The 7,514-nt window shown below is 29.5% G+C and carries 6 protein-coding genes; all 6 read right to left on the bottom strand.

The window, feature by feature from the left end; all coding sequences use genetic code 11:
• Nucleotides 1–152: 152 nt before the first annotated feature.
• The 6 genes from gyrA to dnaN all read right to left on the bottom strand — a co-directional run bounded on the left by gyrA (nucleotide 153) and on the right by dnaN (nucleotide 7,461).
• A complete protein-coding gene (gene gyrA, locus E6248_RS10705) occupies nucleotides 153–2,696 on the bottom strand; it encodes a DNA gyrase subunit A (RefSeq protein ID WP_316340795.1) in 2,544 nt (847 codons plus the stop codon).
• Between the two features lie 21 nt (nucleotides 2,697–2,717).
• The gene (gyrB, locus tag E6248_RS10700; protein ID WP_316340794.1) at nucleotides 2,718–4,628 is read right to left on the bottom strand and encodes a DNA topoisomerase (ATP-hydrolyzing) subunit B; all 1,911 of its coding nucleotides are present in this window, start codon (nucleotides 4,626–4,628) and stop codon (nucleotides 2,718–2,720) included.
• Between the two features lie 57 nt (nucleotides 4,629–4,685).
• Nucleotides 4,686–4,946 carry an extracellular matrix regulator RemB gene (gene remB / locus E6248_RS10695; protein WP_066889323.1) on the bottom strand — a complete coding sequence of 87 codons (261 nt, stop codon included), beginning with the start codon at nucleotides 4,944–4,946 and terminating at the stop codon, nucleotides 4,686–4,688.
• A 14-nt stretch (nucleotides 4,947–4,960) separates the two neighbouring features.
• On the bottom strand, nucleotides 4,961–6,046 hold the full coding sequence (gene recF / locus E6248_RS10690) for a DNA replication/repair protein RecF (RefSeq protein WP_316340793.1): 1,086 nt from the start codon (nucleotides 6,044–6,046) through the stop codon (nucleotides 4,961–4,963).
• A 62-nt stretch (nucleotides 6,047–6,108) separates the two neighbouring features.
• The gene (yaaA, locus tag E6248_RS10685; RefSeq protein ID WP_316340792.1) at nucleotides 6,109–6,315 is read right to left on the bottom strand and encodes a S4 domain-containing protein YaaA; all 207 of its coding nucleotides are present in this window, start codon (nucleotides 6,313–6,315) and stop codon (nucleotides 6,109–6,111) included.
• Between the two features lie 45 nt (nucleotides 6,316–6,360).
• Nucleotides 6,361–7,461 (bottom strand): DNA polymerase III subunit beta, encoded by a 1,101-nt coding sequence (gene dnaN, locus E6248_RS10680; protein ID WP_316340791.1) that lies wholly within the window; start codon nucleotides 7,459–7,461, stop codon nucleotides 6,361–6,363.
• Nucleotides 7,462–7,514: the final 53 nt, after the last annotated feature.

The following is a 7,514-nucleotide window of genomic DNA, read 5'->3' as shown; positions in this document are numbered from 1 at the left end:
CTTAATATCTATATTTATCTATATTATTCTAATATTGATACACCAGGATAAGATTACGTTATATTATATAATATCATACTTAATTTATAAAAAAAATCACAATTAATTTCATTATTTGAGATATAAATTAATTGTGATTTTTATATATTTTTTTATTCTTCTATTGTACCTGAGTCATCTACAACAGCTATTTCATCTTCTATATCATTATCAATAGTTTCAAATGAAGTACCTTCTTTATTATCATCAAGTACTAATTGCTCTTCTTTTTCTTCATTTCCACCTGATATTTTTGCAATTGCAGCTATTTTTTCTTCTTCAGATGTTCTCATTAGAGTAACACCCATAGCTGATCTACTTGTAACTGATATATCTGAGACATTTATTCTAATAGCAACACCACTTGTATTTATAAGCATAAGTTCATCTTCTACTTTACATACTGTAGCTCCTATAACTTTTCCAGTCTTCTCAGATAATTTATAAGTGATTAATCCAGTTCCACCTCTTCTTTGTACCTTGTACTCAGTAACTGGTGTCCTCTTACCAAATCCATTTTCACTTATAACTAGAAGATCTTCATCTTCCACAGCTATATCCATACACACAGCTATATCATTTTTTCTAAGATTTATAGATCTAACACCTGAAGCTGTTCTTCCCATAGGTCTTACATCACTCTCATTAAATCTTATCGCATTACCATCTTGAGTTACTATAATAATTTTTGCATCACCACGAGTAACTTTAACCTTAAGAAGTTCATCTCCATCTCTTAAATTAATAGCTATTAATCCATTTTTTCTAAGATTTTTAAATTCAGACAAATGTGTTTTCTTAACTAATCCTTGTTTTGTTGCCATAAATAAGAAACCTTCATTTACATCATCTCTTATTGTAAGAACAGTTTCAATTCTCTCGTCTTGTTCTATAGCTATTAAGTTTATTATATTAGTTCCCTTTGCTGTTCTTCCTGCATCAGGAATTTCATAAGCTCTTAATTTGTATACTCTTCCCTTATTAGTAAAGAATAATACATCTGAATGAGTTGAAGTAATACTTACATGTTCTACAAAGTCATCTTCCTTAGTAGACATTGCCTGTATTCCTCTTCCCCCTCTTCTTTGAGCTGAGTAAGTATCTGCAGATATTCTCTTGATATATCCTGAATGAGTTAATGTAACTACTACATCTTCCTCTTGGATAAGATCTTCTATATCAATTTCATTCATTACTTTTTCTATAGTAGTTCTTCTATCATCACCATATCTTCTTTTTATTTCAGTAAGTTCTTCTTTTATTACTGATAATAATTTTTCTTCACTATTTAATATTGATTTTAAATATTCTATTTGCTTCATAAGCTCAGCATATTCTTCCTCAATCTTATCTCTTTCAAGACCTGTTAATCTTCTAAGTCTCATTTCTAAGATTGCTTGAGATTGCTTTTCGCTTAATCCAAATCTATCCATTAACGTATTCTTAGCTATTTCTGATGTTTTAGAAGATCTAATAATACTTATAACTTCATCAATATTATCAAGAGCTATTCTTAATCCTTCAAGGATATGAGCTCTTGCTTCAGCTTTATTTAATTCAAATACTGTTCTTCTAGTTACTACTTCCTTTTGGAACTCTATATAATGACCTAAAACTTCTTTTATGTTTAATATTTGAGGCTCATTATTAACAAGAGCTAGCATAATAACTCCAAAAGTATCTTGCATCTTTGTATGCTTATATAATAGATTTAGAATTACATTTGGATTTGCATCCTTCTTCAATTCTATAACTATTCTCATACCTTCTCTGTCAGATTCATCTCTTAAGTCAGATATTCCAACTATCTTTTTATCTTTTACTAAATCTGCAATGTTTTCAATAAGTTTAGCCTTATTTACTTGGTATGGTAGTTCTGTAACAACTATTCTATGTCTATTATTTTCTTCTTCTATTTCAGCATTTGCTCTAACTACTACTCTACCTTTTCCAGTTTCATAAGCTGCTCTTATTCCTGCTTTACCCATAATAGTAGCACCTGTTGGGAAATCAGGGCCTTTAATTATTGTCATTAAATCTAATACAGTTGCTTCTGGATTATCAATAAGCATTATAGTACCATCTATTACTTCTCCTAAATTATGAGGAGGAATATTAGTAGCCATACCAACTGCTATACCTGATGATCCATTAACTAAAAGGTTTGGATATCTTGATGGTAAAACTACAGGTTCTTTTTCTTCACCATCAAAGTTAGGAATAAAATCAACTGTATTTTTAGAAATATCTCTTAACATTTCAGCTGCAATTTTATTCATTTTTGCTTCTGTATATCTCATAGCCGCTGCACTATCACCATCTACAGAACCAAAGTTTCCATGACCATCTACAAGCATATATCTCATAGAGAAATCTTGTGCCATTCTTACAAGTGCATCATAAACTGACGAATCACCGTGTGGATGGTACTTACCTAAAACTTCCCCAACTATTCTTGCACATTTTCTATAACCTTTTTCTGGAGCTAACCCAAGATCATTCATAGAATGTAGTATTCTTCTATGTACTGGCTTTAGCCCATCCCTAACATCTGGAAGCGCACGACCAACTATTACACTCATAGCATAGTCTATATAGCACCTCTTCATCTCCTTATTAATATCTATTTCTACAACTTTTCCCTCATTTAAGCTCATGTACCTCACCTCGCTTTAGTACTAAATATCTAAATTACTTACCTTCTTAGCATTTTTTTGTATAAACTCTCTTCTAGGTTCAACCTTATCCCCCATTAGAATAGTAAATATCTCATCTGCTGCTATTGCATCTTCTATAGTAGCTTTTAATAATATTCTCTTATCAGGATCCATAGTAGTATCCCATAATTGAGTTGCATTCATTTCTCCTAGACCTTTATATCTTTGAATGTTGGTGTTATTATCTTTTCCACCCACTTCTACTAATATTGAGTCTAATTCTTGATCTGAATATGCATAATACTCTTTTTTATTCTTTTTAACTTGGTAAAGAGGAGGCTGAGCTATATAAACGTGTCCACCATCTAATAGTCCCCTCATATATCTAAAGAAGAATGTTAATAATAAAGTTCTAATATGAGCGCCATCAACATCAGCATCTGTCATAATAATAATTCTATTATATCTTAACTTGCTTTCATCAAAGTCTTCTCCAATTCCTGCTCCAAAAGCAGTAACCATGGATTTTATTGAATCAGCAGTTAGTATTCTGTCTAATCTTTGTTTTTCAACATTTAATATTTTACCCCTTAAAGGTAAAATTGCTTGGAATCTTCTATTTCTTCCTTGCTTAGCAGATCCCCCCGCTGAATCTCCCTCAACTATATAAATTTCACATTCTAAAGGATCCTTAGATGAGCAATCAGCTAATTTACCAGGTAATGAAGATCTCTCTAATACAGATTTTCTAGTTAATTCCCTAGCTTTTCTAGCAGCATCCCTAGCTCTTGCAGCCATAACTGCCTTTTCTATAATTATTTTTGCTACATTAGGATTCTCTTCTAAGAAAATTGAAACTCCTTCACCTACTATTGAGTCTACAATGCTTCTAACTTCAGAATTTCCTAATTTTGTCTTAGTTTGACCTTCAAATTGAGGTTCAGAAATCTTTACTGAAACTACTGCCGTTAATCCTTCTCTTATATCATCTCCAGATAAATTCTTATCATTTTCTTTTATATGATTAAATTTTTTACCATAATCATTAATAACTCTTGTAAGAGCAGTTTTAAATCCAGATAAGTGAGTACCACCCTCAATAGTATCTATATTATTAGCAAAAGAATATAAATTTTCTGTGTATCCATCATGATATTGAAGAGATATTTCAGCTATTATTCCTTCTCTTTCTCCCTCTACATAGATAGGTTCTTGATGAAGGACTTCCTTATTTCTATTTAAGTATGCTACGAATTCTTTAATTCCACCTTCGTAGTGATATACTTCTTGTTTTCCTTCTTCTCTTTTATCTGTTAATACAATTCTTATTCCCTTATTTAAAAATGCTAATTCTCTAAGTCTATTAGATAGAATTTCAAAATCATATTCTGTTTCCTCGAATATTTCTGTATCTGGCTTAAATGATACTTTTGTACCCTGTTCATCAGTAGTACCTATATTTACTAAATCAGACTTAACTATACCCTTTGAGTATTTTTGTTGCCATACTTCTCCATCTCTTGAAACAGTAACTTCACACCATTCAGATAAAGCATTTACAACTGATGCACCTACACCGTGTAGTCCTCCAGATACTTTGTATCCACCACCACCAAATTTACCACCAGCATGAAGTACTGTCATAATTACTTCAACAGCTGGCTTACCCATTTTAGGGTGAATTCCTGTTGGCATACCTCTACCATTATCAACTACAGTTATAGAATTATCCTCATTTATATCAACTAATATTTCATCACAGAAACCAGCTAAGGCCTCATCTATACTATTATCAACTATTTCATATACAAGATGGTGTAACCCCCTGGAACTCGTGCTACCAATATACATACCTGGCCTTTTTCTTACGGCTTCAAGGCCTTCCAAAACCTGTATTTGATTTTCATCATAATTTTGCTTATTATTTTCCAATACAATCTCCTCCTTTAACGAACTTTTATTATAACTAATTGAGATTAAAAATTGGATCTATGGATTATAATCAATATTTGTTCTCTTAGTTAATGTTGAAGATGATATAGGTGATAAGTAAATCTTACTCATTTTATTTACTTCAGCTATAACAAAAGATTTAGGCTTCTCTTTAGAAATCCTCTCTACAAACCCATCTTCCTCTGCCATTCTTAAAAAGGCACTAGTATCTGAACTATACATTGTAGTTTGCAAATCAAAAATCCCAATTACATCTTTAATTGGAACAACAACATTTTCTCCTAAATGCAAAAACATAAGAACTTCCTCCCTTAGCTTAGGATATCTCCCTCCTTAACCTTAAAAACTCTAGAACTATCGTCTAGATAACTGGTTAAGTCCTCTATTCCTGTACATGTTATTATTGTTTGAATTTCCCCAATAGTACTTAAAATATATCTTTTTCTATTAAAATCTAGTTCTGATAAAACATCATCTAGTAATAAAACTGGATACTCAGATGTTAATTCTTTTATTATCTTTAGTGATGAAAACTTTATTGTAAGCACAGCACTTCTTTGTTGACCTTGTGACCCAAAACTTTTGGTATCTATATCGTTAATTAAAACTGTGAAATCATCTCTATGTGGTCCTACACTTGTAGATCCCTTATCAATATCCTTACTTCTATTTCTTGATAATAACTCATAGAAATTATTTTCTATATTATCAAAGTCCCTAACAGTGCTTATATACTTAAATTCAACATCTTCTTTACCTGAAGATATATCACTATGTATATTTTTCCCATAATAATTTAACTTATTTATATATTTCAATCTTTCTTTAATTATATCTGATCCAAATTTCGCTAGTTGAATATCATATATATCTAAAATATCTTTGTCTAACTTTTTATTTTTTAAAAGTACATTTCGCTCATTTAATATTTTATTATATTGGACGAGGTTATAATAATATTTAGAGTCTAATTGACATAACTCCATATCTATAAACCTCCTCCTAACTCCAGGAGAATCCTTTATAATTCTTAAGTCTTCTGGCGAGAACATAACAACATTAAAGTTTCCAAATAATTCACCTATTTTAGATACTTTTATTTTGTTTATCCTTATCGCTTTTCTTCCATCTTTTAAAATATTAATGTCAATATTTTTATCTAGTCTATCTTTTCCTACTAAAACACTAATATATGCATTTTCAGAATCCCAATTAATTAATTCTTTATCTTTAGATGTCCTATGGGACTTAGCAAATGCACAGTAATAAATAGCCTCAAGTATATTTGTTTTACCCTGAGCATTATCCCCCATAAATACATTTACATTTTTCCCCAGTGTTATATTTAAAGATTTATAATTCCTATAGTTTAACATTTGAATTTTTTTAATAAACATTCTTTACACCCATTTAATTATAACATATTAGAGGAATAAAAGTAATTATTAGGTTTCTATAGCTAAATAACTTTATATTTATCACCATTAAACTCTACTACATCACCTTGTCTAATTTTTTTTCCTCTTTGTGTACATATTTCTCCATTTACTTTTACCATCTCATCTAAAATATATATTTTAGCTTCAGAGCCTAATGAAGCTGCTCCACACCATTTTAAAAAAGAATCCAATTTTATAAATTCTGTACTTATTTTCACTTCATTCATTTCCATTTTTGTGTATAAAAATTCATTTTTTTATACACTCCTCCTTTATCTTAATAATCTTACAGGTAATACAAGGTATTTAGAGTTATCTGTATTTTTACACTTTATTACACATGGGCTTACCCCTGAAGTCATTTCTAATTTAACTTCATCATCTTCTATATTCTTTAATACATCTAGAAGATATTTTGAATTAAATGCAATTTGTATTTCTCCACCTTGCAGATTTATATTAAGTTCTTCTCTAACCTTTCCCAATTGAGAATTAGAAGTTATTATCATATTCTCTTCTTGGATATCTAATTTTATTAAATTACTATTGCTATCCTTTGCCATTAAAGATGCTCTTTCGATACAGTTTTGTAATTCTTGTTTTTTAACATCTAATAAAATTTTATATTCTTGAGGTAGTAAAGACGAATAATTTACGAATTTACCATCTAATAATCTTGAAATTATTTTTGTATTACTTAAGTTAAATAAAATATGATTATCAGTAAATGTTATTTTAACTATATCTGATATATCTTCAAGTATTCTTGATACTTCGTTTAATGTTTTTCCTGGAATAACGACTTCTATGTCATTATCATTATCTAAAAATTCAGTTCTTATTGCTAATCTATAACCATCTAAAGCAACTAAATTTAATTTTTTATCTTTTACTTCAAAAAGTATTCCTTGAAGTATAGGTCTTGTTTCATCTTGAGCAATTGCAAAAGAAGTCCCTCTTATCATACTTTTTAAAATATTTTGTGGTACTTCTACTGAAAGACTTTCATTTATTTTTGGTAATTCAGGATAATCATCGCCATTCATGTAAACTAAGTTAAACACAGACTTTTGGCAAGTTATTTGTATAATTTCATTTTCAAGAGTTTCTATTATGATCTCAGAATTAGGAAGTTTTCTAATTATTTCTCCAAATATTCTAGAATCAATAACTATTGATCCTTCTTCTTTAATATCTGCATCAACCATAGTTTCTATTGAAACATCCATATCTGAACCAATAAGTTTTAATTGATTATCTTTAGCACTTATATAAATTCCTTCTAGAATAGGCATAGTAGTTTTACCTGTAATAGCTTTACTAGATATAGATATTCCTTCTTGTAGTTTTTGTTTTTCACATATAAATTTCATATAAAAACCTCCTTAACTTATAAACAAAAAAAGATTTAATTTTTGTCTTAGAT

The organism is Clostridium sp. (assembly GCF_032552055.1).
Lineage (GTDB): Bacteria > Bacillota > Clostridia > Clostridiales > Clostridiaceae > Clostridium.
Note: the sequence above shows the minus strand (reverse complement) of the source record. Positions and strands in the feature narration are given on the sequence as shown.

Bases quoted from the DNA above. Each gene is read 5' to 3' on its own strand.
- gyrA (WP_316340795.1), bottom strand. From the start codon at position 2,696: ATGAGCTTAAATGAGGGAAAAGTTGTAGAAATAGATATTAATAAGGAG.
- remB (WP_066889323.1), bottom strand. From the start codon at position 4,946: ATGTTTTTGCATTTAGGAGAAAATGTTGTTGTTCCAATTAAAGATGTA.
- recF (WP_316340793.1), bottom strand. From the start codon at position 6,046: ATGTTTATTAAAAAAATTCAAATGTTAAACTATAGGAATTATAAATCT.
- yaaA (WP_316340792.1), bottom strand. From the start codon at position 6,315: ATGAATGAAGTGAAAATAAGTACAGAATTTATAAAATTGGATTCTTTT.
- dnaN (WP_316340791.1), bottom strand. From the start codon at position 7,461: ATGAAATTTATATGTGAAAAACAAAAACTACAAGAAGGAATATCTATA.